The following is a 25,663-nucleotide window of genomic DNA, read 5'->3' as shown; positions in this document are numbered from 1 at the left end:
TATATCCCTGTAAGTTTTCACTTCGAAATATCCAATAATCAGCACTAAAACCGGGAACAGATTAGACTGCTTTAGGAACCGGAACTTGCTGATATTGACAATTAAAATTATAAAGAAATGGTTTACCAAAACAATGCCTCAATCGCATCCATCTCATTTACTGCCTTTTAAGATTCTCACATAAGAAACAGGTGTAAATAAATTAGACAAAAGGTGTCAGATTTTTTGTCAATGTTTTGGGGATAGCTCGACATTAACCGTAAATATATTTCCGAAATCAATAAAGAAGGAGGTCATCTTTATTGAGCGTTACTATGTTAAAACCTGGAATCGTATTTATCTTCCGGCGAAAGAGTCGGGATAAGTGACAAAATACTTTTTATCACTGGTATTTACCGGAGTCCAGATATCTTTATCATTGTCGCATTCGTATTTTTCGCGCACCCAGGTGTCGAATTTCCGCTGCCCTTCGTAAAGTTCAATTACGCGGTAACCTTTCGGAATTCCACCATAAGTTTCTCTGCCGGTTGCCTGTCCATAAACCATACAAATTCCGCGCAATTCGCCAATGTAGTTGTTTACATGGTCGTGGCCTACAAACATTGCCATTACGTCTTCCGACTCAACAAAAGCATTGTACATACCTGAGTTAATATCGGGCGAACAAACCTTTTCATTCTTTACGCCAACCGTTGTTTCCATTCCCCAAACCTGGTCATACTCGGGCAAAGGAATATGAAAAAACGCCAGTGCTGAATAAGGCTTTCCGTTGTTTTCAGCAGTTAGTTTCCGGCTTTCTTCACGGTACCAATTCACCTGATCCCATTTTATCCAGTCGTAACTTCCAAGTCCCAGTTCTTTTTCTAATCCCGAATGCGAATCGAGACAATACAAAACAGCCTCCGTTTTTTCTGAAGAGTGAGCTTTCACCTTTAAAACGTAATTACCATTTCCTGAAATTTCTTCCGGCCCGTCTTCCGTTATACAGTACGGAAGATCGCAAATGGTTTTCATAATTTCTTTTCCAGTGAGTTCTTCTTCAATATCATGGTTTCCCAGTGTTACTGCCCACGGCACTTCTGCGTCAATAAAGATTGTTGTCAATTTCAACCAGGCTTTTTTTGTGTTTTTTGAACACACCACATCTCCGGTTAACACCACCAGGTCAGGATTTTCATCTTTCACCGCCGCTTTCATTAACAACAAAACACTATCCGAACGAAATGAATTGTATTGAAAATGGATATCGGTAAACTGAAGAATTTTGAACTTCCCCTCAGCATTAAATTTCAATTCAGGATTTGTATTGTTCTGTGCCTGAGTAATGCCAGAAACACTATACAGAATGGCGAGAAACAAAGCTATTTTTTTCATTTAGTTGGTAAATTTTATTTCGAAATATAGTGATAAATACGGCTTTGATTCACCACGGAAAAATCTTTAATAGATTTTTAATTGCGTTGGATATTTGTTAATCACAGCATAAGGCTTAAATCCCGATACGCTTCGCATTAAAGAGCTTCGACCCCGATACTTCGATCGGGATTTCGTCACTCATATCTGAGTGCCTCAACCGGATTTCGGGTAGCCGCCCGCCAACTCTGCCAACTAACAGTTAACAATGCAATTCCCAAAGCCATCACACCGGACAGGGCAAAAATCCACCAACTCAAGTTGGTTTTGTAGGCGAAGTTTTCGAGCCATTTATACATGGCAAACCAGGCAATTGGAGTGGCAATGACAAAGGCTATGACGACCCATTTTACGAGGTCTATGTTGAGCATCGATAATATTTCTGACACCTTTGCACCATTAACTTTTCGGATGCCGACTTCTTTAGTTCGCTGTTCGGCAACAAAAGCAGTAAAAGCAAGCAATCCCAAACATGCTATGGCTATGGCTATCACAGAAAAGATTGAAACGATCTTTCGGGTTTGCAGATCGGCAGCATACAAACGGCCAAAATCTTGATCAAAAAATACATAATCCAGTGGTTGCCCTTCTGCATATTTATTCCATGATTGCTCGATATTTTTCAGATTTTGTTGAAGATCTCCAGTTACGCGAACACTAAAGAATGCTCCTGCAGATCTTAATGCATCATCGTTATCAAACAGTACCAAAGGCCAGATTTCCTGATGTAACGAGCTGAGGTGAAAATCCTTTATGATCCCAATAATGGTAAAAGTAGTTGCCTTGGATTTTTGCTTTTTATATAGTTTTTTGCCAATCGGATCTTTTATATTTAAACCTTTTAAAGCCTCTTCACTCAATACAATCGATTTAGAATTTGAAGGATTCCCCTTCTCAAAAAAACGACCTTGCAAAAGCTCAATTTCATAGGCTTTTAAAAAATCCTCATCTATCCATAGCTGACTGAGTAACCTTGCTTCGCTTGGCAATTCATGAAAAAATGTACTATTATATTTGCTTCGCCCCGGAATATCAACGGAGTTACTAACTTCCAAAATGCCCGGTTGTTCAAGCATATCGCTTTTAAACGACAGCTTTCGAGTCCACAAGTAATGTGCATTTTTTATGATTACCAGGTTTTCTTTATTAAAACCCAATTCCTGTTTCTGGAGAAAATCGAGCTGTTTACTGATAAAGAAGGTACCTGAAAAAAGGACAATGGTTACAATCAACTGAAAAACCACTAATCCACTTCGAATATTTCCATGCGAGCCTTCTGATTTATGAATCCCGTTTATAACTTTTAAGGGATTAAACGATGCTAAAAAGAAAGCCGGATAACTTCCCGCAATTATTCCGACTACAATTCCAAAGAGAAGTAGTAAAGGAATAGTGTAAAGGTTACTGGCAAAACTAAATACAAGTTGTTTATCGACTAAATTATTAAAAGGCGGAAGCAATAATTTAATTAGAAATGTAGCAAGTGTCAATGCAATTAAAGTGACAAAAACTGATTCGAATAAAAACTGCAGAACCAGATTATTTCGGTTTGAACCGAGCGATTTTTTCAAACCGACTTCTTTGGCACGATTTACTGACCGGGCAGTGGACATATTCATGTAATTAATACAGGCTATGACCAATATAAAAACTGCAATTATAGAGAAGATGATCAGGTAACTTGTATTTACTGAAAGTTCTGGTCCTGCAATGACATCCCTATTGAAATGGATATCAGTTAAAGGTTGTGTATAATACCTGTATTGATTTCCCTTTGCCGCGAATTCTTCGAGTGATTCACCTCTGTCGTGCGCCATAAAAGGCCCGACATGTTTCTTCACCAAATCTTCCAACTTTGAATCTACCTCCTGATTGGAAGCACCTTCTTTTAAAAGTACATAAGTATAAAGTATATTATTGAGCCAATTTTGGTCATTGTTGTCTGGCCGGCTTTTTATTGATCCCAAAAAGTCAGGTCTTATATGTGAGTTTTCAGGAAAATCTTTAATCACTCCGGTAACTGTCCAATCGTAATTATATTTTCGTGAAAGCGTTTTCCCCAGAGGATTTTCATTTCCGAAATATCGCTTGGCTGTCGATTCGGTTAAAACCACCGTGTAAGGCTCAATTAAAGCTGTATTTGGATCGCCATAAATTAAAGATGTAGAAAAGATTTTGAAGAAATTGTCGTCGGCAAAACACCACTTTGTTTCATTAAACACTTTGTCTTTGTACTGCATTACCGGTTCCCAATACTGCGATATACGAACCACTTCTTCAACTTCCGGAATTTCATTCTGTATGGTATTTCTCAGTGGAGGACTTGAACCCGGCCATCTATTCATGTTGCCATCCCGAGCAGAAAACAAATTCACCCGGTAAATCCGATCCGAATTCTCATGAAATTTATCGTAACTTAATTCGAACTGAACATATAGCATAATCAGAATACATGCAGTTATTCCAATAGCCAATCCGATAAAATTTATAACAGAATAAAACTTATTTCTTATCAGATTACGGATGGTAGTTTTCAGGTAGTATTTTAGCATGGTAGTTATGAGCTTTATTTATTCATATCGAAGTGCCTCTACAGGATTCCGTGAAGCTGCCCGCCAACTTTGCCAACTAACAGTTAATAATGCGATTCCCAAAGCAAGCACTCCGGCAAGCGCAAAAATCCACCAGCTTAAGTTGGTCTTGTAGGCAAAGTTTTCGAGCCATTTATTCATGGCGTAGTATGCAATTGGAGTAGCTATTACAAAAGCGATAGCCACCCATTTTATAAAGTCTTTATTCAGCATGGAAAGGATTTCCGAGACTTTTGCCCCGTTTACTTTTCGGATGCCGATTTCTTTCACCCGGGCCAACGAAATCAGCCACGAAATAGAAAATAGATTGATAACACTTATAAAAATGGCAACAACAATAAACAACCTGAATATTTTAACGAGCTGAATTTCCTTATCAAATTGCCTGTTATAATAATCCTCAACAATTAAATATTCGAAAGGATAATTGGGAAATGTGCGGTTAAATTGCTCTTTAATAAATGGAATAACTGAAGCAAAATCGGAACTGGCAATTTTTACGGAGTAATTTCCCCATACCATATTTTCGGTCCAATCGATAAGCACGATTGGTTTATAACCTTCTTTTGCATCGCTAAAATCCATATTCCCGGTAACTCCAATTACCGAAACATCGAACTTTTGCATGCCACTTTCGTCTTCCATTTTAATTGTCCGTCCGATGGCCTCATCAGGATTCAGGAATCCAAGATATTCTGCACCGGCCCGATTGATAATACACAAATTATTTGCAGCAGAAGTACCGGTTCTCCTAAAATTAGTTCCGGCTATAAGAGGAATATTATAGTTCTTTATAAAATTGTCGTCGGCAACAATAAGTGCTGCCTGTCCTCCTTTTCCTGTTTGCATTTCAGTAAAAGTAAAATTGTATGCCGATAAATCTCCCGGTACCACGTTTGAGCTCGAGAACCCGATAACAGAACTATGTCTAAGCAACTCTTCCTCAAAAGCCTGCAGATTATTTATTCGTTGCGAAGTTTTTCGAAGATTTTTAGGAACTTTAAGAACCATCGTATTTCTCACATCGAATCCCTTTTCTTTGTCGACCAAAAAATTTACCTGTTTACTAACTCCTGCAATTCCGGCCATGACAACAATAACTATAACAAACTGAGCCACAACAATTACCTGTCTGAATGAAAGCCCTTTTGAAACAGGTTTATATCTTAGCTTGAGCAGTTCGAGACTGTTAAAACGGTTAATCATTAATGCAGGAATCATTCCCCCAACTAATATGCTGAATGAAATTATTGAAAATAAAGTAGCCAGAAAAAACGGATTGGAAAAAACCGGTCTTAGAAAAATTCCGAACTGGTTTTTTATAACAGGAATAAGCATCCATCCAATACTCAGCGAAATGGAAACGGCAAAAAAATGAATAATCAACGATTCGGAAATTAAAGCACCCAGGATTTCGGAACGTGTTGCCCCGTTTATTTTTTTGATTCCCGTTCTTTTTGCCGAGTTAATCAACTTCGAAAAAGCAAACTGGATATAATTAAATCCTGATGCGCAAAGAATCAATATTCCGATTATAAAAATAAGGGTTACATATTGTGCCCGCGAATTTGTCTCCAGTTCGTTTTTCAATTCCGAATGAAGATGAATTTCGTTCAATGGCTGGAGGTGGTAAATGTGCGTAACATTATTTGTTTCGAACTGTATCTTTTTAGTTTCGGCAACCAGTTTGTTAATTACTGTTTCAATCTGGCTTACATCTGTATTTTCATCCAATTTCAGGTAGGTATAAAATCCTGATTCACCCCACTGGGCTTTTGCCGGCGGCGGCAGGTGCATATCGTCATGATAAGAAAGTAAAACCTCGGCATTAAAATGTGCCTGTGCCGGAATATCCTTATAAACACCCTCAATGGTATATTCGAACGACGGGTATTTAAATAAAATCTGCCCGACAGGATTGGCATCTCCAAAATATTTTTTGGCGGTACTCTCCGAAATAATTGTCACGTACGGTCGGGTTAAAACTTCAGATTTATTGCCCTGCGTTAAAGCGATTGAAAACACGTCGAGAAAACCGGCTGACGCATGATAAATATGATTATTTGTAAAAATCTCGTCGCCAATTTTATATTGCGGATTATTTGTTCCGGTAAGGTAACCTGCGGCAACAACCTGGGGATATTTCTCTTTTATTGCAGCTGCCACACCACGCTCGCATTGTGGAATAGAAATACTCAATTCATTTCCGCTATACATATCGGTGGTTACTCTGTAAATTTGTTTGTTGCCGGGAAATACACGGTCAAATCCTTTTTCATAAAAAACATAGCCCGATACAAGAATAAACGTAACCAGACCAATGCATAGGGAAATGAGAAGAAAAGCCGAATTTCTTATTTCGCGGCTTAGGTTTCTGAATGCCATTTTAAGATGATAAAATTGTCTCATTCTTGATTTGGTTTTATTCGTTTATTTATACAGAATGCCCTTTCGGAATATTCTCAATTCCAATTATTCGTACCTCAAGGCCTCAACCGGATTTCGGGTAGCAGCCCGCCAGCTTTGCCAACTCACCGTTAACAATGCAATTCCCAAAGCCAGCAGACCAGACAATGCAAAAATCCACCAGCTCAAAGTGGTTTTATAGGCAAAGTTTTCGAGCCATTGATTCATGGCGTAGTAGGAAACAGGAGTGGCGATTACTAAAGCCACGATTACCCAAATCACAAAGTCTTTATTCAGCAACACCAGTATTTCCGAAACGGTCGCACCATTCACTTTGCGTACACCAATTTCTTTGGTCCGGTTTAAACTGATCAGGAAGATCTGACCCAAAACTCCCATACAAGTCAGTACAATTGCAATTATTGAAAAGAAAGTAATGGATTTGGCCAGTTTATCTTCTTTTTGGTACATAGCCTGAAACTGGTCGTCGTAGAAAGTAAATTCCATAGGGTCGTCTGGTAATATACTTTCCCAAACTTTCCTAAGTTCACTTATTTGTTGACCAACATTTCCGGGAATCAGTCGCAGTGAAAGTGTATTATACTCGCGGTCGGATTCGTAAATCAACGCAACCGGACTTAGTGCAGAATGTAACGATTCCACGTTAAAGTTATTCACTGTCCCCACTACATCGTAACCTCCTTCCCTGCCGTTTTTATATTTTTTGCCAATTGTATTTTCCCAACCATAACGTTTTACAGCAGCTTCATTCATTAAACAGGATTTTCCTTTATCGCCCGCCAAAAAATTTCGTCCTTCAAGTAGCTGAACTCCCATTGTTTTCAGGAAATTTTCAGTTACGTAAATACATTCTACCATAAATTCATCGCCTTCCACTCCGCTTCCCATGCTCATGTTAATGTGCCCGGGATAACCGTTACTCAAAGCACTGCTTGCCACGAAAGAAAGATCGCTGAACTCATTTCGCAATGCTGTCTGGTTTTTGCTTAGCCACGGAAGTTCTATCCTCAACAAATGTTCTTCATTAAAACCTAAATCATAGTGCTTAACGTATTGCAGCTGTTTAAATATAAGCATCACAACAGCAATCAGGGCAATGGAAACCGTTAACTGAAAGGTGAGCATAAGCTGTTTCCCAAATTGGCTACCGTTTCTTCTCCGTCCTCCCTGAAGAAAATCGGTAATATTAAACTGTGATAAAATATAGATAGGTGCTAAGCTGTTCAGAAAAATAATACCGGCTATCGTACCCAGAAAAACGGGCAGCAAATGTTGAAGGTTAACATCGGAAATATGAATTTCTCTTCCGAAAAACGTCCCGGTTGCCGGTAAAAGCAGCGACACCAACACTACTGAAATGGTTAGCGCAATAAAAATTCCTAAAGTAACTTCAATCAGCGAATCTACGAGCAAGTGTGGTTTTCCGGCACCATTGGTTTTGTTGATGCCAATTTCTTTCATTTTCGCGTACTGCATCGAAACCGTGTAATTCAGGTAATTAATGCTCGAAAGCAAAATAATAAGAATAGCAATTGCCATAAAAATGAACAGCATTTTTGAGTTGCCTTTGGTATGATCATCAGTCCAACCCAATTTTGTTGGAGAAAGATAAATATCGGATAAATTTTGCAGCGCCAGACTGTCGGTAGTGGTATTAAATTGCCCGATGGAAGCATTCATTTTTATGGAGAAATCATCAGGTTTAATATCGTCTTTTAACAAGAGAAAGTGTTCGCTAGGAAATATACAAACGCCGTCATTACAGGCTTGCGCCATCTGAAAATCTTCATTCTCGCTATTCAGAAGAACCTCGGCTTTAAAGCTCGAATTATCAGGCAGATCCTGCATAACCGCGGTGACCGTTGCCGTAAAGAATTCTTCTTTAATTGTTCTTCCCAGCGGGTTCTCATTCCCAAAAAGCTTCTTGGCCACCGACTCGGTAATTACTGCCGAATTCAATTGACTAAAAGGCTTTTCTTCCAATTTGGATATAACGGGTATTGAGAATACTTCGAAAAAATAATTATTGGTGGAAACTATGTACTCAACTCGTGTGTAACTTCGTGTTTCAGGGTCTTTAAGTGTAATCGGAAAATAAGAGAACCCGAGCGGACAGGCTTTTTCGACATCTGGGTAGTGTTCTGCAATTACAGCATTGATTTTGTAATCGAGTCCCGACTCATTCTTTTTAGCATCATAGAGGCGATAAATATTTTCATGCCGGGCAAAGTGTTTATCCACATTGTGTTCGGCGCTGTAAAACAAGGCTATTAAAATACAGGCCGTAAAACCAATGGCAAACCCTCCAATAATAAGCGATGAGTACAGCTTATTCTTCAACAAATTCCTAAATGCCAGTTTTATTTTAAATCGTAACATAGTTTTTGTTTTTTAATTTACACCAAGTTTCTTCACCCCTAAATCCCCTGAAGGGGACTTGTTTCATCTCCGATTGACTTGTTACTTATTTTAAAATTTTACATTTCATGTTCTTCACAAAATCTTGTTCAATACTCGCTCCCATAAGCCCCTTTAGGGGTTTGGGGTAAAACAAAACTTATTCATACCTCAGTGCTTCCACCGGATTCCTTGTAGCTGCCCGCCAACTTTGCCAACTAACGGTTAACAGCGCAATTCCCAATGCCATCAGCCCGGACAATGCAAAAATCCACCAGCTTAAGTTTGTTCGGTAAGCAAAATTTTCGAGCCATTTATTCATGGCAAACCAGGCAATTGGCGTGGCAATTACAAAAGCAATAGCAACCCATTTCACAAAGTCTTTATTCAGCATTGAAAGGATTTCCGAGACTTTGGCACCGTTTACTTTTCGCACGCCGATTTCTTTTGTACGTCGTTCCATTACAAATAGCGATAAACCGATTAATCCCAAAATAGCGATTGATATAGCCAGCACCATAAAACAGGTGAATATTGTTTTGGTGTATTTTTCCGATTGATATAATCGTTCAAACCGTTCGTCGATAAACTGATAGGAAAACGGAGAACCTGCCAAATCGTATTCTTCCCACGTAGTTTTTATAAAATCTATTGTGTTTGATAGATTCGTTGGTGTTACGCGTATTGAAATGCGATTGTAGCTCGAAGCATCCTTGTACAGAATGATCGGGAAAACAGCATTGTGCAAAGATTCGTAATTGAAGTTTTCCAACACGCCAACAATTCTGCCTTTTTCATCTCCGTACTCAACAAACTGCCCGATTGCTGCTTCGGGCGATTCCCAGCCAATTTTCTCCACAGCCGAACGGTTTACCAAATATTCCTTTTCTTCTTTTATCTGAGGGCTAATATTATTCCCCGCAATCAGTTTCATTTCATAGGTTGGAACAAAATGTTCGTCGCCCCGAATATTGGCTACACGAAAACCAAGCGGTTCCATTATTCCATTGTTGGAAGCTTTCATTTGGTTACTGTCGGCCAAACGTTGCGATGGAATTCTTTTTGAACCGGAAACATCAATAATATTCGGGTTTTTAGTTAACTGATTGCGGAGCACATCCAGCTTTTCAATATGATTGGGCGATGCACTCACGGTTATCACATTCTCCTGATTGAGTCCAAGATTTTTTGTCTGCAGGTAATTTAACTGTTTATTCACTGTCAGGAAAGACATAATCAGGGCAATTGAAACGAAAAACTGGAAAATAACCATCCCGTTTCGAAACGACATTTTACCTGGTGTGGAATTAAATTTTTTACTGGTAAGTAATATTTTGGCCGGATACACCCCTGATATCAATCCGATAAAAATGGAGAGTGTAAAAAATACAGCTATCAGCGCCAGGTTTTCGCCCACCGAAAATGTCAGGTTACTGTTAAAAAGATTGGCCAAATAAGGAATGGCCACACTTACGATTAGCAGTGCAACAATTAACGACACAATGCAGAACAAAACAGATTCGAGCATTAGTAACGACAAGATGCGTTTGGCTGTTGCACCAATAACTTTTTTAATATGAATTTCTTTAATTCGTTTGGTGTAAATGGCCGTGTTCAGGTTGATGTAGTTGATGCTTCCCAATAGCAGGATTAAAACAGCTATCGACAACAACACATAAATACTCGAGCGGCTTCCATACCAGTTGAAATGTATGTCAGCTAATTTTTCCATCCTTATTTTGGTCCAACTGGTTCCGTTCTCAAATTGTTTGTTTATGAATTCATCGAGGCGTGAATCCAATTGCCGAGGTGCATTCCTCATCAACACAAATGTTTCGTAATTATTGCTGCCCCAATCTTGTAATTCGCTCTCGCCAACTGCACTTGCATAGGTAGAAAACGAAATAATAATCTCAGGTCGGAAATGGTTGTTTTGCCCCCAGTCTTCGAAAACTCCGGTAACTTTTAAATTATAGCTATTGGCATTTTCATCGAAAAATTCCATTGTTTTACCAACGGCATACTCATTGTTAAAATACTTACTGGCAATAGTTGCAGAGACCACAGCTGTTAATGGTTCGTTTAGCAAATTGTTATCGGCAGAAATCCCCTCGAAAGAGAAAATATTCAGAATATCGGGTTCGGCAAAACAAACATCGGGTTCAGCTACCTTTTGATCGTTCAATCGGAATAGCATTCCGGAATGAGACACCCGTGCGATGTTTTCAATCTCCGAAAATTCGTCCTTCAGTAACGGAGCAACGGGTGGTGCCACATATGGCAAATGAAGATTTTCGGTTCCGTTATTATCGTAGAAGTACCGATGAACGCGGTAAATCTGGTCGGCATTTTTATGAAACCTGTCGTAACTCAGTTCATTTTTTATCCAAAGACCAATAAAAACAACACAAACAAATCCAATAACCAGCCCGGTAAAATTAATGGAGGTGTACAAAGGATTTCGTTTTATAAAACGGATAATAATTGTGCGCAATTTCTTCATCTTTCAAATTCTTTTATCTGTGTGTTTTAATACATTTTTTCTTGCCAGTAATCTCATATACAATGGTTCATTGCAAGCTTTGTTACTCATATCGGAGAGCTTCCACAGGATTTCGCGTTGCTGCACGCCAGCTTTGCCAGCTAACAGTTAAAAGCGCAATTCCCAAAGCCAGCACGCCGGAAAGGGCAAATATCCACCAACTCAAGTTGGTTTTGTAGGCAAAGTTTTCGAGCCACTTATTCATGGCGTAGTAGGCAACGGGTGTAGCAATCATAAAAGCAATAGCAACCCATTTTATAAAGTCTTTATTCAGCATTGAAAGGATCTCCGAAACTTTGGCTCCGTTTACTTTTCGGATGCCGATTTCCTTGGTACGGTTTTGAATGGTAAATGAAATCATCCCAAAAATTCCGAGAACAGACAAAAAAATGGCAATTCCTGACAATGTTGTAATAATTTTGGCAGTGTTGATTTCAGATTTGTAATTAGCACTAATCCTGTCATCCATAAACTGCATACTAAAAGGATATTCAGGAGCAATCTGATTCCATACGTTTTTTATGTTGGTAATAGCCTGTGAATAATCTCCTTTATTAAGTCTGACGATAATATTAGAGTACCCCCAATCGCGAATGAAATACATGATAGGCTTGGACGTTTCCCTCAATGTAAAATACTGCATATCATCAATAATCCCAATAATTTCAAGCTCGCCATCCGGGGTAAAAGCGTTGTTTATGCCAGCCAATTTTTGGCCAACCGGATTTTGCAGGCCGAACAATTTTACAGCCGATTGATTAATTATGATTTTATCTTTCTTGTCTGATTCTCTGTTTACATCAAAATTACGACCTTCTGTAAACCTTGCACCCACGGCTTTTAAAAAGTCGTGATCGATTACAATCTGGGCAATATTTTGGCTTTCACTTTTATCCTGCCCTGGCAATCTTCCGGGCGAATAATTATTGACGTAACCTGCAGGAGCATTTTGCGTTACTCCAATTGTGTTAACCAATGGTATTTTGGAAACCTCCGATTTAAACCGCACATACCGTTGTTGCATATTTTCACTATACGGGTTGGTTATAATAAGTACATTTTCTTTGTCGAAACCAATTTTGGCATTAAGCATAAGTTGCAACTGATTGTTGATTACAATACTTGCAACAATTAATACAGAAGCAATGCCTAACTGAAAAATGACAAACGAACCACGGATTCGTTGTTGCTGTTTTTTATTCTTCCGTTTTAAAATTCCTCCTTGGGTTTTAATGGCATCCGATGGGTTAAACGAATTAAAGAACAAAATAGGATAAACTGTAGAAAACAGAATGGTTGCCAGAAGCAGTATTGCAAGGAAAACAACCAAAGAAAAATTAAAAGAAATGGATTTGCCGACTAATGCATTAATATAAGGTAGGACAAACATTGTCAATACAATTGCCCCGAGCAGCGATACTGCCAGCAGGATGAATGTTTCCATTACCTGCTCAAGTGCTAGCTTAAAACGCGATGCCCCGTTAATTTTTCGGATCCCCGTTTCCTTTATTTTCTTTCGGTATGTAGCTGTAAGATTATTGATATAGTTGGTAATGGCTATTCCCAAAATCAAAAAAGCTATAACTATTAATCCGATAACAACTTTATAATCCCCTTTTATTGCATTATCCCAGCGCGTTCCCACCGATTGTAAATGAATGTCACCCAGCGGTTCGAGGTACATTTCAAATTTCCGGTCATTGTTAGCAATTTCATGGCCTGTGGCAAAAATGTCTGCTAATTGCTTTTCGATTCCACCGATATTACTGTTATCAGGAATCATAAAATAGTAGTTAAATGCAGTCATGTACCATTTCGTGAGCAAGTTGCTGTTCAATACCTTATAGCTTGAAACTGACACTAACATGTTCATTTTAAAATGCGATTGAGGCGGTAAATCTTTTACAATCCCGGTTATAGTAAAATCATGGTTGTCTAGGTGAATGAATTTGCCCTTCGCATTTTCATTACCGAAATATTTTTTGGCCATCGACTCGGTGACAATCATGTTTAAAGGAGCTTCCAGCGCATTATCCGGATTTCCTGCCAAAAACTGAAAGTCGAAAATTTTCAGGACATCAGGATCGCCGTACAAAATGTCTGTTTCAACGAACGGTTCGTTGTTGACAGAGATATACCTTTCGTCGGATCCAATCTGCAAACGAGCATAATTCCCGATTCCGCTTACCGGACCAAGGTTGTCGCTAAAAACTCCCGGGAAAGAACAGTTAACCGTTCCTGTACCGTCAGTAGATTTAACATTTAACCGGTAAATTTGCCCAAATTTGCTGTTGTACTTATCGAATGCAAACTCATCGGTTGCGTATAGATAGACCAAAACGGCACAGCAAAAGGCGATAATAAAACTAGCGATAGTAAAGGTTGTTGACAGTTTTCGTCTTAGTAAGTTCCTAAATAGTATTTTCAGTTTTGACATAGTTTTCCGGTTTCTATTTACATCTTCATCCAAATGTTCAAAATTGATTTACTCATACCTGAGTGCCTCAACAGGGTTCCTTGTGGCTGCTCGCCAACTTTGCCAACTAACCGTTAACAAGGCAATTCCCAAAGCCAGTAACCCTGCCAAAGCGAATATCCACCAGCTCAACGAAGTTTTGTAGGCGAAATTTTCGAGCCATTTATTCATGGCGTAGTAACCAAGTGGGCAAGCAATAATTGAGGCAATTAAAATCGATTTAATAAAACCACTATTTAGCAGCGTTATAATTTCGCCGATATTGGCTCCATTCACTTTTCGTATTCCAATTTCTTTTATTCTGTATTCTGACAATAAAATTGCCAATCCTAAAACTCCAATAACCGAAATGATGATTGATATAATACAAAATATAGAAATGAGTTGTGCTTGTTTCTCCTCAGCTTTGTACATGCTGTTTAGCTGTTCATCAAGGAAACGATAATTAAACGTACGTTTTTTCTCGAATTGGCTATAAACGTCATTAATATGCGCAATTGTATTAGAGACATTTTGCCCTGATATTTTTACATTGAGTTTATTGTGGCGTGTTTCAGTGAGCCAAAATGCCAGGGGTGTAACTTCTTCTCTTAACGATGCATATTTCATGTCTTTTACAACACCAATTAAAGTACCGCTAAAGCCAAATCCCGGAATCTGCTTCCCCAAATATTCGGTTTCCCAGCCAAAATCTTTTAGGGCAGTCTCATTCATTATGAAATTATTTTCGTCCGACTTAAGATTCTCTGAAAATGCCCTGCCATCTACAATCTCAAATCCCATAAAATTCATATAGCGCTCGTCAACCGGCCAGCACTTAAAACTTACACGCTTACCATCTATGTCGCGCCCCCAGCCCATTCCAACTCCACCGGGTACAAATTGAGAAAAAGCATAATCAGTAATATTACCATTCTTTACTAATTCACTTACAAACGCATCTTCGTGTTCTTGTATCGACTGAGGAATATCAACGACCACAATGTTTTCTTTATCAAAGCCCAGGTCGTAGTTTTTGAAAAAACGAACTTGCTTTTCAATAAACAACACACCAATAATCAGAAAAATTGAAATACCGAATTGCAGAACCGTTAAAACCTTTCCGGTGAAATTACGTTGCTGACCTTGCGGCACATTTCCGCTTAAAGCCCTTGCAGGGGCCATATTTCCATTCATTCGGGACGGTATCACCGCAATTAGAGCTCCTAAAAGAACGACCAATAACCAGCATAAGGCAAAAATCCAAACGTAATTTTTCAGATGAAATTCGTACGAAAAAATATCCGGCCAGAAATAAGTCACCACTGAACTCAGCACGATACTTCCGATAAACGCCAGGGTAATTATAAATGCCGACTCTGAAACGGATAAGAACAATAAATGCTTTTTCGTTTCTCCCAAAACCTGACGAACGTTGATTGCTTTACGTTGTTTTGGAGCATTGGCAATGGCAAAATTCAGGTAGTTAACAAAGGCCATAAATAGCAGTAATACAGCAACTACAACCAGCGAGCGGGTAAAAAGCAGGTTCCCACTACCCAATTGTTTATTAAAATGTTTTTCTTTTATTGGTAACAAACTAAAGGAAAAATCCTCAGTCGAATTTTCTTTCCAATCTTTTACGCCTTGCGATTCATTCATTTTCAATATCACCTCGGATACGGAAGCATTTTTGGGTAATTGGTAATAGTGATTAAAACTGTATTCCGACCAATTGGTTGCCCAGGAAGCGGTTGGGAAAGAGCAAAAAGCATCGTATTCGTGATACGAACTATTTTGTGGAAGATCAAAAAATACTCCTTCAATTATATAAGGCGTTTCAAAATTGGCATAGATGGTTTTTCCAACCGGATTTTCATTCCCGAATAACCTTTTAGCTCCTGTTTCAGAAAGAATAATACCATCATTTTGTGCCAAGGTATTCAGGTCTCCGAATTTCATTCGCAAATCGAACATCCGGGCAAAAGTGGAATCAACTGCCCTGGTTGCAAGATTCACGCTTGCTTCTCCACCCTTTTGCAAAGAATAAGTATTGGCTCCCCAGGCAAACGAACAAAGCGTAGACAATTCCGGAATGTTCTCCGCAAAATAATCGGCCATCGGATTTGGCAGAAAATAACTCGATTCATTTTCTCCGTTTTCATCCGAATTCATTTCAAGCATGTATACTTGCTTGTAATTATTATTGTATTGGTCGAAAGTAAATTCATTCCACAAATAAATCGACAACAATACAAATGCAGCAAACGAAACGGACAAGCCTATTAAATTAAAAAAGTTGGTTTGTTTTGCTTTTCGTATCGAACTCCAAATCGTTAAGAAATAATGCTTCATAAAATTTAATTGTAAGGGTGATTATATTTGGTTTTGTTTTAATTATTCATATCTGAGTGCCTCAACAGGATTTCGCGTAGCTGCTCGCCAGCTTTGCCAACTAACTGCCATAAACGCTATAAACAGAGCAAAAGCAGCGCTAACCAGAAAATATACAGGACTGATGGAAACGCGGTTTGCAAAATGTTGTAACCATTGATGCATGGTAAAATAGCTGCCTACAAAAGCGATAACAATAGCAATAAGCACCAGGACAAACGTTTCTTTAAGCAACTCGCGAACAACCTGTGTTTCGGTACTGCCAATCACTTTTCGGATTCCGATCTCTTTTCGTCGTCGGTTTACATTCAACACCGACAGCGCCATTAAACCAATAAAACTGATGATAATCGCCAGTCCGGCACCGGTAGTAACCAGTTTTATCATACGCTCTTCGTTGGTGTATTTATTGGCGTAAACATCGGTTAACTGAAACTTACTGATGATCAATTCCGGCGAATAACTTTTAATCACCTCATCAATTTGTGCCAGTTGCGCCGGTGTGGCTCCTGCTTTTGTTCGCACATACATATTGTTTACATTGCCTCGGTAATTGGTAAGAACTAGTGGCCCAATTGGTGCCCCCGGATGATCGATGTAGTAAAAATCTTTAGCAATGGCGATTACCGTTAAAGGTTCATCAAACATATCGAGCAGGCTGCCCACTTTTACATCGGATCCCAGCATTTTTGCCGCCGCTTCATTAAGAATTACTGCCTTTCTATCTGCTTCCGAATTATTAAAATAACGACCGTCGACCAATTCCATCTGCATGGTTTTTGCAAATCCGGGATGTACACGGTATTCATCAATACTTTTAAAATTTCCGGGAGCTCCGTACTTCTTTATTCCCTGTCCGCTTGAGCCTTGTCCCATTGCATGATCGGAAGACGCCACATCTTCAACAAATGCCAGTTGCGACAATTCATCAGCGATAGACGACGCGCTTCTTCGCACCTCGTTATTCAGGTTGGTAATACCGATTACGTTTTCGGGATTAAAACCAAGTGGCACTTCCTTTAAATAGTTCACCTGGGCAAAAACAATTACCAGCGCACTAATAAGAAAAACCGATATGGAAAACTGCGAAATAACGGCAATGCGCGATAAGGTGCTTTTTCGTTTGACTTTAGAGGTCTTTCCTTTTAGCGCATTTACCAGGTTTAACTTCGACAAATAATAACTTGGATAAGCACCTGAAACCAATATTAGAATGGCAAGAATTCCCAAAACCAGTAAAATGCCGGATAAGGAGAACATGTCCGACAGCTCAATCTGGCTTTTCATTAAACCGGCAAACGCAGGCTGAACAAGTGCTGTTAGTCCCAACGCCAGCACAAACGACAAAAGGCTGATCACCGATGTTTCGGTAAAGAACAAACGACTCAACGTGCTTTGCGTTGCGCCCAACGATTTTCTTGAAGCAATTTCGGCAATCCGCTTTTCGCCATGCAAAACATACAGATTTATGTAATTTACCATGGCAATAAGCAGCACCAAAAAGGCAATGCCGGCAATAATAAACACGTGCGTTAAATTGGCTTTTGGCGAAAGATCAAAATCAACAACGGTATGTAGATGTAAATCGGCCAGAAGTTCGGTCCCTGTTTCCACAGTTAGGTTGAATGGCTCACCCCACGGTTTCATAAGCTTGTTGTTTGCAGCGGCTATTTTTTCTCCAACTGAAGCCAAATCGGCATTTTCATCAATTCTGAAATAAGTGTAAAACTCCAGCCCTCCCCAGTTTTCAGGATGAACAGTCTGCATCGATAACAGCAAATCGAAATTAAAGTGCGTGTTATTGGGTAAATCATTTATCACTCCTGTTACCGTGGCCGGCTCTTCCGAAACATTCAAAACCTTGCCAACACAGTCTTCGGTATTAAATACCTTCAGTGCCGTTGACCGCGTAATAACCACGTTGTTTTCACCCACCAAAGCATCATCGGTGTTTCCCTGAATCAACTTTAGTCCGAACACATCAAAGAAATCTTTGTCGGCAAACAACATATGCACGTTTGGGAATTTTTGCTTCTCAAATTCTGCTGTAGTGTTCCAGCCATTATAAATCTGAGTGGCCGATCTTATTTCTGGAACCCGCGATGGAATTTCGGTGTAAGCTTTGCGCAAACAAATGGCGTAATTAGTGGTGTTTCCATTTTCGGCAACTGCATTGTAAAGACGAAGAACATTGTTTTTAGTTTGAAAATGCTGGTCGTAACTTAGCTCGTGTTTCAGGTAAACCGACAACAGCAATACTGCACTTAATCCGATGGCCAATCCGGGCAGGTTTACAAAAACCAGCAAGGGATTTCGCCGAAACATTCTGAATATAAATCGTAAATTTTTCATGGCTTTTCGATTTTGTCAGGGGCACGATGCAGAGAGCATAGCGCTAACAGCTCTCCCTGCTCATGGCTCTTTGCGTCCTGCTCTTTTTTATAGCAGAATCTCTCCCATTTCTTTTTTCACTTCTTCGGTAATGATCATACCGTCGAACAGGTTAACAACGCGGTGAGCAAATTCAGAGTCGTGTAGCGAGTGCGTTACCATTACAATAGTGGTTCCTTCTCTGTTGAGTTCGGTAAGCAGGTTCATTACTTCCAAACCGTTTTTCGAGTCGAGGTTACCGGTAGGCTCATCGGCAAGAATCAGCTTCGGATTGGCAACTACGGCACGCGCAATGGCCACACGCTGCTGTTGTCCACCCGAAAGTTGTTGCGGAAAGTGTTTGGCGCGGTGCGCAATTTTCATTCGCTCCAGTACTTTCTCTACCATTTCTTTGCGCTCACGGGCTTTCAGTTTGAGGTAGATTAGCGGAAGTTCCACATTTTCGTAAACGTTCAGTTCATCGATCAGGTTAAAGCTCTGAAACACAAAACCGATGTTTCCCTTGCGCAACATGGTGCGGTTGCGTTCTTTTAGTTGACCAACCTCGGCACCATCAAAATAATATTCACCGCCGGTAGGATTATCCAGTAACCCGATGATATTCATCAAGGTTGATTTTCCACAACCTGAAGGTCCCATGATGGCCACAAATTCACCTTTTTTTACATGTAAACTTACCTCATTCAATGCACTGGTTTCCACCTCTTCGGTGCGAAATACTTTCGTTAGATTTTCTGTCTTTATCATGATATTTTTGTTTTGTTGTATAATCAATTTGCGGGCGCAGAGAGCGTGGCGCATGGCGAAAAATAATGGCAATGCCCCAAATGCCTAGAACTATAAGATGCTTTTATATGTTACTGGCTTCTTTCGCTATGCCCTATGCGCTTATCGCTCTGCGCTAAGAATCTTCTTTCTGAAATTTGTTATTTTCCTACTTAGTTTATCCATGTCATCAAGCTTTTTATTGAGCTCATCTTCGGTAATAAATTTTCTACGATAAGTGACATAAGTAATATTAACTGTTTCAAAAACTGAACGTCGGGCAAACTTTAGAAAATTAGCAAAATCTTTGTCAGAAAAAGAACCGGCACCTTCAGCAATGTTATTAGAAATACTTAATGATGCTGCCCTTAATTGTTCGGCTGCTCGAAAATGTTTTGCCTGCTCCAGGATTTCTGCCAAATCGTAAAGCTCGTCATTTAAAACAATAGCTTCTTTCCAGATGTCTAAATCCATAAACCTAAAATGTGCCATGTCGAAATATTTAATGTTTCTTACTTACAACAGCTGAATGTTCTACGAATCGCTTAGCGCTTTCCTCCGAGCCCTTTGCACCTACTTAAACACAATCTTATCGTTATCCCCAAACAAATCGTAGCTGGAAGTAATCACTTTCTCGCCCGGTGTTAAACCTTCCAGCACTTCGTAATACTGTGGGTTTTGTTTCCCGATACGGATGCTGCGTTTTTCGGCTTCCGTTCCGTTATCGTTCAGCACATAAACCCACTGGCCGCCGGTACTTTGAAAGAAACCGCCTTTGGGAATCAGCACCGCTTTTTCAGGTTGTCCCAACTGTAATTTTGTATGATAAGTTTGCCCGGTGCGGATGTTATCCGGTTTTGCCCCTTCGAAGATCATGTCGATTTCAAATTGACCTTCGCGCACTTCAGGATATACCTTTTTAACAGTGAGGTTGTAGTTTTCACCACCACGATCGAACGACGAATTCAGGCCACGACGCACGCGGTCTATATAATGCTCGTCGATTAGTGCATTGATTTTAAAGTCGGTTAAAATATTCACCATACCTATTCGCTGTCCACGGGCGATTGACTCCCCGATCTCAGCATTTAATAAGCCCAACTGACCGTCGGCAGGAGCTTTTACATTCAGGTTATCTAAACGCAGGCGCGCCATTGCCAGGTTATCACGCATATTGTCCAGACTCTCGTCCATGTTTTTCTTTTGGTTGGCACGGAAAATCGAGTCCTGTTCAAATTTCAGGTAGGTCAACTCCTTTTCTTTAAGTGCCAGTTCGTAGTCCTCTTTGGCTTGTAAGTAGTCCTCGCGGGCAATCAGATCATCCTCAAACAAGGCCTCATATTGTTTGTATTTTCGCTCGGCCTGTGTTACCTGAAGATCGATCTGCAACTTGGCACGTTGGTTACCGATCTGCTGCTGCTCAATGGCAATTTGTGTATTCCTAAGTTCGTTGGAATGATAGGCCATATTCGACTCGCTGTTCATAATTGTGGTATTCAGATCGTTGTTTTTCAAACGAAGAATAACGTCACCTTTTTTCACCATCTCGCCTTCTTCAATAAAAATCTCTTCAACTTTTCCGCCTTCTTCCACATCGAGGAAAATGGTTGTAATAGGCTCCACCTGGCCAATTACGGTAATGTAATCGTTAAACTCGCCGTCGGTTACGGAGCTGATAGTCAGCTTGTCTTTCTCGGCACGAAATACCGAACCGCTGCTTCCTAACACCACTTTATACAACAGAAAGGCAAACGCCAATCCGCCAACAATCCAAATAATGTGCTTGGCTTTTAAGCCTTTCTTCTTTTCAATTTTTTTATCCATTCCCATATCTATGGTCTTTTACTTTTTTCAATTAATTTTCTGTCAACTGCTACTGATTACTGAGCACTTTCGTCCAATTCCCAAAACCGCTGTCCCCGGTAAAACTGCAATACTTTCATTTTTATCTCCCACTGCGTGCGCGAGCGTAAAACCTGACTCTGAGTATTTGCCAAGCGGTTTTTAGCTATGTAGTAATCGTTAATGTCAATCAGTCCCTGGTCGAATTTCTTTTCAGCAGCCTGAAAAGCCAGCTCATCAACCTCGGTGCGCTTTACATACTGACTGTGTTCTTTGTATAAAGCTTCCAATTCTGTAAGGTCATTCACCATATCGAAAAACATTTTTTGACGTTCATCGTCCAGGTTATTTTGGGCACGTTCCAGTTCCAGTTTTGCCTTTTTCACCTCCGAACGATTGCTCCACCGGCTAAAAACCGGAATACTTAATGAGGCTCCCAGATACTGGCTTTTGTTGTTTTTCCACTGATCGCTAAATGCCAGGGTGTTACCATCGGCATCGGTGTTGGTTTCGTAAAAACCGGTACCGATCGAGCCACTGGCGTAAATCGACGGATAAAGTGCCGAGCGACTTAAAGCAAGACCTTTTTCCGTAGCTTTCACGTTCGCATAAATCGACTGGTAATAGGGCGACCAACCGGTGTACTGTTCAAAAAGTTGTCGCGGTTGAGCCACTTGTTCGTTTATAACCACCGACGATTCATCTACCAGTTCCATTTCCTCAGCAGAAATAAGATTCATCAACTGCTTTAGTTTCAAAGTCGCTGTTTCCAGGGTGTTTTCAATCTGAATTTTGTTGAGTTCTTCGCGCTCCAGATTGGCGCGCATGTCCAGCAAGTCGGTCTTGGCTTTTAAACCGACTTCCACTTTTTTTTCTGTTGTTTTCAAACTTAGCTTTGAGGCTTCTACCTGCTCGTTGGCAATGTCGAGCATTCCTTTATAATAAACCACATCAAAAAAGGCCACCATCACGTTAAACGCCAAATCGTCGGTTGCATTTATCCGATTGTATTCCGAGGCCTGTTTTCTGAATTTCTGATATTTTATCAGGTTCTGAATACGAAATCCGTCAAAAACAGCGATGGTCGACCCCAAATCGAAGCTGCTGGAAAAAAACTCTGTATTGATATAATCGTTGGTATTCGGGTCCGCCGAACGACCGAAACTTAAACCTGCCCTGGTTGAAGCTTCAATACCCGGCAACATATTGCGTTTGGCCTGTTGCTCATTTTCCAGCGATAGTTTTTCAAGAATCTCGTATTCCTTTAAATTAATGTTGTTTTCAATGGCATAAGAAATACATTGGCTCAGGCTCCATTTTTGCTGGGCCTGAACCGTATTTCCTATAATCAAATAAAAAATTATAATGAGAACTATTCGTTTCTTTATCATCGTGTAAAAATTGTTTCTACTCCCCGTGCCATTATAATGCCACAAACCTTTCATGCTGATTTCGTGAACTTTACAAATCACCCTTTTCTGAAAACGTTAAAATTATTTACAGAAAATTGTAAAATATTTTTACAGTTGATTGGAATTGTTTTTGGCTTGGTCTAATTTTGATCCATCAGTTTTTACCCCTAAATCCCCGAAAGGGGACTTAAGGTGGTTGGTTTAAACAGAGCCTTTCCGATTCTCCCTTCAGGGAGTCAGAGGGTGGAAAGGCAATCAATATTGTACACTATGCCAAAAGGAAACATCTTAATAGTCGACGATAACAAAAGCATTATCAGCACCCTGGAAATTTTGCTGGGGCAGGAATTTGATGAAGTGAAAGGAATTACCAATCCTAACCTCATTCCCAATGAGCTGCGAACAGGCAACTACAATGTTGTCATTCTCGACATGAATTTTAAAGCCGGAATTAACACGGGAAACGAAGGTTTATATTGGCTCGAACAGATAAAAAAGAGTTATCCTGATATCTCGGTAGTGCTGATTACTGCCTACAGCGAAGTGGAACTGGCCGTAAAAGCACTGAAACAGGGAGCTACCGACTTTGTGCCAAAACCCTGGGACAACAGCAAACTGCTGGCAACGATTAAGGCGGCTGTCCAGCTTAATTTCTCGAAAACAGAAGTTGGCAAACTCAGGCAAAAAGAGGCCGGTTTAAAACAGGAACTCAACCGCGATCAGAAGTTTATTATTGGCTCGTCGCCACAACTTACGCAAGTGATGAACATGGTTCGAAAAGTGGCAAAAACCAATGCCAACATTCTGATTACCGGCGAAAACGGAACCGGAAAAGAACTGATTGCACGCGAAATACACCACCTTTCGCAACGCCGAAACGAAGTGATGGTGAGTGTTGACATGGGCGCCATTAGCGAAACACTTTTTGAAAGCGAACTTTTTGGCCATGTAAAAGGTGCTTTTACTGATGCCCGCGAAAACCGCGCCGGCAAATTCGAAACGGCTCACAAGGGAACGCTGTTTCTCGATGAAATCGGAAACCTTTCCTTTCATCTGCAGGCCAAATTACTTGCAGCTATTCAGAACCGTGAGTTTATGCGCTTAGGTTCTGATAAACACATCCCGGTTGATATCCGGCTGGTTTGTGCCACCAATAAAAAACTGGAGAATATGGTTGTTGAAGGTTTGTTTCGCGAAGATTTGTTGTATCGTATTAACACCATTCAAATAGAAGTTCCTCCGCTGCGCGAAAGAGGCGACGACATTATTGTTCTGGCCGATTTTTTCCTGAAGAAGTTTGCTTCGAAATACGAAAAACATGGATTAAAAATTAATCAGCCAGCCCAGGAAAAGCTGTTGAAAAACAACTGGCCCGGCAACATTCGCGAACTGCAACACACCATTGAAAAAGCAGTAATTCTGAGTGATTCGATGGTGCTAAAACCAGAAGACTTTTTCTTTAAACAAGTATTTGCATCCAAGTTTGAAGATGAACTACTAACCATTGAAGAGATGGAAAAACGTATGATCGTTTCAGCAATTGATAAAAATGCTGGAAATATGAGCCTGGCCGCCGATAAACTGGGAATTACACGCCAAACGCTGTACAATAAAATTAAAAAATACGGGCTATGATCAGTAAAAATCTTTACGTCAAAATTCTTGTCAGAGTCCTGCTTTTGCTGGCCGGTGCCCTGTTTTTAGGTTGGCTGATATTTGACCGGCAAGCGTACATTTTTGCCATCATTCCTACCCTGTTTATTTTGGGAGTTACTATTAACCTCATCTATTTTTTGAACCGAATCAATCGCCGCATATTTTACTTTTTCGATGCCATAAAAAACGAAGATTCAACACTTCGGTTCCCGAATAACGTCAACAACAAAATTATAAACGACCTGAACCAAAGCCTGCAAAAAGTAAACTCACAGATTCAGCAAATCTATCTCGATAACCAAAAGCAGGAACAATATTTTCAGGCCCTGCTGGAACACGCTGCCACCGGCATGTTCACCTTCAACAGAAAAGGATTTATTCTGCACTCGAATAAACTTGCCAAACAACTTTTTGAGGTGGATGTTCTTACCCACATCAACCAGTTGGAGCGAATTGATCCCAAACTTTTTCAGACGATAAAAGAAATACACCCCTCAGAACAAAGACTGATCACTTTACATTTAAAAAGCGGCATCTTTCAGTTGCTCATCAAGTCGAACTCATTTATTTCTGACAAAGATGAGTTGATGCTTATTTCGGTGCATGATATTAAGAATCAACTGGATGAAAAAGAACTCGAATCGTGGCGCAAACTGATACGCGTAATGATGCACGAGATCATGAACTCAATCACTCCGGTAACCTCTTTATCCGAAAGTCTGGCCGGATATTTTTACAAAAACGGGGCAATGGTATCTCCTGAAGACATTAATACAAAAACGATTGAGAACACCATTCGCGGGCTGGAAGTTATTCGCGAACAAGGTAAGGGACTGATCAATTTTGTTGATTCGTACCGGAAGATCACACGGCTTCCGGCTCCAGAAAAGAAAGTCTTTCAGGTAAGTAACCTCATCGACCATATCCGGATTTTATCATCTTCGTTCGAAAATGCCGAGCATGTTGAGTTATCGTGTGATGTTGTGCCTCCCGAACTGGAGTTACATGCCGATGAAAAGCAGATTTCGCAGGTGTTGATCAACCTCGTAAAAAATGCCTATCAGTCCAACGAGGGCAACAAGGATGCAAAAATCAAGATCATAGCAACGGTTAATGAAGCAGGACACCCTATCATTTCGGTTACCGATAATGGTCCGGGAATTTCGGATGAGCTGATGGATAAGATCTTTGTTCCGTTTTTTACCACCAAAGAAAATGGTTCGGGAATCGGACTCAGCATTTCCAGGCAGATCATGCAATTGCACAGTGGCAGCCTGAAAATGAGCTCGGTTCCTGATAAATATACTTCGGCGGTTCTTGTTTTTTAGGTAAAAAAGAGGTTGTCAGACCAACAACCTCTCTCAAACCAAACTATCTA

The 25,663-nt window shown here is 40.1% G+C and carries 14 protein-coding genes; 2 read left to right on the top strand and 12 right to left on the bottom strand.

What is annotated here, in order from left to right:
* Nucleotides 1–336: 336 nt before the first annotated feature.
* The 12 genes from G4420_RS06865 to G4420_RS06810 form a co-directional block, all read right to left on the bottom strand.
* Nucleotides 337–1,374: a metallophosphoesterase family protein gene (locus G4420_RS06865; protein ID WP_163322792.1), complete on the bottom strand. Its 1,038-nt coding sequence runs from the start codon at nucleotides 1,372–1,374 to the stop codon at nucleotides 337–339.
* Between the two features lie 176 nt (nucleotides 1,375–1,550).
* Nucleotides 1,551–3,965 (bottom strand): ABC transporter permease, encoded by a 2,415-nt coding sequence (locus G4420_RS06860; protein ID WP_163322791.1) that lies wholly within the window; start codon nucleotides 3,963–3,965, stop codon nucleotides 1,551–1,553.
* Between the two features lie 18 nt (nucleotides 3,966–3,983).
* On the bottom strand, nucleotides 3,984–6,413 hold the full coding sequence (locus G4420_RS06855) for an ABC transporter permease (protein WP_163322790.1): 2,430 nt from the start codon (nucleotides 6,411–6,413) through the stop codon (nucleotides 3,984–3,986).
* 63 nt (nucleotides 6,414–6,476) lie between these two features.
* Nucleotides 6,477–8,810 (bottom strand): ABC transporter permease, encoded by a 2,334-nt coding sequence (locus tag G4420_RS06850; RefSeq protein ID WP_163322789.1) that lies wholly within the window; start codon nucleotides 8,808–8,810, stop codon nucleotides 6,477–6,479.
* A gap of 178 nt (nucleotides 8,811–8,988) precedes the next feature.
* Entirely contained in the window at nucleotides 8,989–11,331 is a 2,343-nt protein-coding gene (locus G4420_RS06845; protein ID WP_163322788.1) for an ABC transporter permease, read from the bottom strand.
* 82 nt (nucleotides 11,332–11,413) lie between these two features.
* Nucleotides 11,414–13,807: an ABC transporter permease gene (locus G4420_RS06840; RefSeq protein ID WP_163322787.1), complete on the bottom strand. Its 2,394-nt coding sequence runs from the start codon at nucleotides 13,805–13,807 to the stop codon at nucleotides 11,414–11,416.
* A gap of 48 nt (nucleotides 13,808–13,855) precedes the next feature.
* Nucleotides 13,856–16,180, bottom strand: a complete 2,325-nt coding sequence (locus tag G4420_RS06835; protein WP_163322786.1) for an ABC transporter permease — start codon at nucleotides 16,178–16,180, stop codon at nucleotides 13,856–13,858.
* 42 nt (nucleotides 16,181–16,222) lie between these two features.
* Nucleotides 16,223–18,571, bottom strand: coding sequence for an ABC transporter permease (locus G4420_RS06830; protein WP_163322785.1), 2,349 nt, complete (start codon nucleotides 18,569–18,571; stop codon nucleotides 16,223–16,225).
* 87 nt (nucleotides 18,572–18,658) lie between these two features.
* Entirely contained in the window at nucleotides 18,659–19,357 is a 699-nt protein-coding gene (locus G4420_RS06825) for an ABC transporter ATP-binding protein (RefSeq protein ID WP_163322784.1), read from the bottom strand.
* A 141-nt stretch (nucleotides 19,358–19,498) separates the two neighbouring features.
* Complete coding sequence (locus G4420_RS06820) at nucleotides 19,499–19,867, bottom strand: four helix bundle protein (RefSeq protein WP_163322783.1); 369 nt, start codon at nucleotides 19,865–19,867, stop codon at nucleotides 19,499–19,501.
* An 81-nt stretch (nucleotides 19,868–19,948) separates the two neighbouring features.
* The gene (locus G4420_RS06815; RefSeq protein WP_246241558.1) at nucleotides 19,949–21,205 is read right to left on the bottom strand and encodes an efflux RND transporter periplasmic adaptor subunit; all 1,257 of its coding nucleotides are present in this window, start codon (nucleotides 21,203–21,205) and stop codon (nucleotides 19,949–19,951) included.
* Nucleotides 21,206–21,255: 50 nt separating this feature from the next.
* Nucleotides 21,256–22,608: a TolC family protein gene (locus G4420_RS06810; RefSeq protein ID WP_163322782.1), complete on the bottom strand. Its 1,353-nt coding sequence runs from the start codon at nucleotides 22,606–22,608 to the stop codon at nucleotides 21,256–21,258.
* A gap of 291 nt (nucleotides 22,609–22,899) precedes the next feature.
* Between G4420_RS06810 and G4420_RS06805 the strand changes: the two genes are divergently transcribed.
* Entirely contained in the window at nucleotides 22,900–24,264 is a 1,365-nt protein-coding gene (locus G4420_RS06805; protein ID WP_163322781.1) for a sigma-54-dependent transcriptional regulator, read from the top strand.
* Nucleotides 24,261–25,613 (top strand): sensor histidine kinase, encoded by a 1,353-nt coding sequence (locus G4420_RS06800; RefSeq protein ID WP_163322780.1) that lies wholly within the window; start codon nucleotides 24,261–24,263, stop codon nucleotides 25,611–25,613. Before G4420_RS06805 ends, G4420_RS06800 begins: the two co-directional genes overlap by 4 nt.
* The last annotated feature ends 50 nt before the right edge of the window (nucleotides 25,614–25,663 follow it).

Origin of the sequence: Draconibacterium mangrovi, assembly GCF_010586825.1 — a bacterium.
Taxonomy (GTDB): Bacteria; Bacteroidota; Bacteroidia; order Bacteroidales; family Prolixibacteraceae; genus Draconibacterium; species Draconibacterium mangrovi.
Note: the sequence above shows the minus strand (reverse complement) of the source record. Positions and strands in the feature narration are given on the sequence as shown.